1 protein-coding gene is annotated in these 1,497 nt (G+C 76.3%); it reads left to right on the top strand.

The features are described from left to right. On the top strand, window positions 1–1,497 hold a 1,497-nt coding region (locus tag ABZ371_RS32555), incomplete at both ends, for an FAD-dependent oxidoreductase (RefSeq protein ID WP_358686531.1).

Raw genomic sequence — 1,497 nt, 5'->3', positions numbered from 1 at the left:
GGGCGGGGCGCCCCGGCGGGGCAGGGACCGGCGCGCGGCCGTGCGGCGGCCGCCGGGGGGTGCCGAGCGGTTCCCGGGCGCCGCGCCCGGGGTCGCCGTGGTCGGCGGCGGCATCGCCGGGCTGTCGGCGGCCACCGCCCTGGCCGAGCGGGGCGCGCACGTCACCCTGTACGAGAGCGGGACACGGCTGGGCGGCCGGCTGGCGGGGTGGCCGGTGCGGTTGGCCGACGGCTCGGCGGCCACCATGAGCAGGGGCTTCCACGCCTTCTTCCGGCAGTACTACAACCTGCGCGGGCTGCTGCGCCGGGTGGACCCGGGGCTCACCACCCTGACCCCGCTCCCGGACTACCCGCTGCGGCACAGCTCCGGACTCCACGACAGCTTCGCCCGTGTGCCGCGCACCCCGCCCCTCAGCGCCCTGGGCTTCGTCGCGCTGAGCCCCGCGTTCGGCTGGGGCGACCTGTTCCGGATGCACCCGCGTGCGGCGCTGCCCCTGCTCGACGTACGGGTGCCCGAGGTCTACGAACGGCTCGACGGGACGAGCGCCCGCGACTTCCTGACCCGGATCCGCTTCCCGGAGGCTGCCCACCACCTGGCCTTCGAGGTGTTCTCGCGGAGCTTCTTCGCCGATCCGCGGGAACTGTCGGCCGCCGAGCTCGTCCTGATGTTCCACATCTACTTCCTCGGATCGAGCGAGGGCCTGCTGTTCGACGTGCCGGACGAGCCGTTCCCCCAGGCACTCTGGGATCCGCTGGGGTGGTACCTGGAGGGGCACGGCGTCCAGGTACGTACCGGGACGGCGGTGGAGCGGGTGACCCCGGTGGCGGGCACGGGGCTCGACGTGACCGCCGGCGGCCGGACCCGGCGCCACGACGCGGTCGTCCTCGCCCTGGACACCGGCGGGCTGACGCGGGTCGTCGCCGCGTCGCCGGGGCTGGGGGACGCGGACTGGCGGGCGCGGATCTCCCGGCTGCGCACCGCCCCGCCGTTCCTGGTGTCCCGGCTCTGGCTGGACCGGCCCGTGGCACGGGAGCGGCCCGGCTTCCTCGGCACGAGCGGGTACGGGCCGCTGGACAACATCAGCGTGCTCGAACGCTGGGAGGGCGAGGCGGCCCGGTGGTCGCGGCGCTGCGGCGGGTCGGTCGTCGAACTCCACGCCTACGCCGTGGACCCCGGCGCGGACCGCGAGGGCGTGCAGGCCGAGGTGGTCGCCCAGTTGCACCGGGTCTACCCCGAGACCGTGGGCGCGCGCCTCGTGGACGTCCGGCACGAGTGGCGTGCGGACTGCCCCCTGTTCCCGGTGGGGGGCTACCCGGACAGGCCCCGGGTGCGGACGCCCGACCCCCGGGTGGTGATGGCGGGCGACCTGGTCGCCACGGACCTCCCGGTGGCCCTGATGGAACGTGCGGCGACGAGTGGGTTCCTCGCCGCCAACGCCCTGCTGCGGGGATGGGGGGTGCGGGGGCAGACGCTCTGGACGGTCCCCCGGGCCGGACG

Source organism: Streptomyces sp. NPDC005899 (assembly GCF_040629645.1).
Lineage (GTDB): Bacteria > Actinomycetota > Actinomycetes > Streptomycetales > Streptomycetaceae > Streptomyces.
Note: the sequence above shows the minus strand (reverse complement) of the source record. Positions and strands in the feature narration are given on the sequence as shown.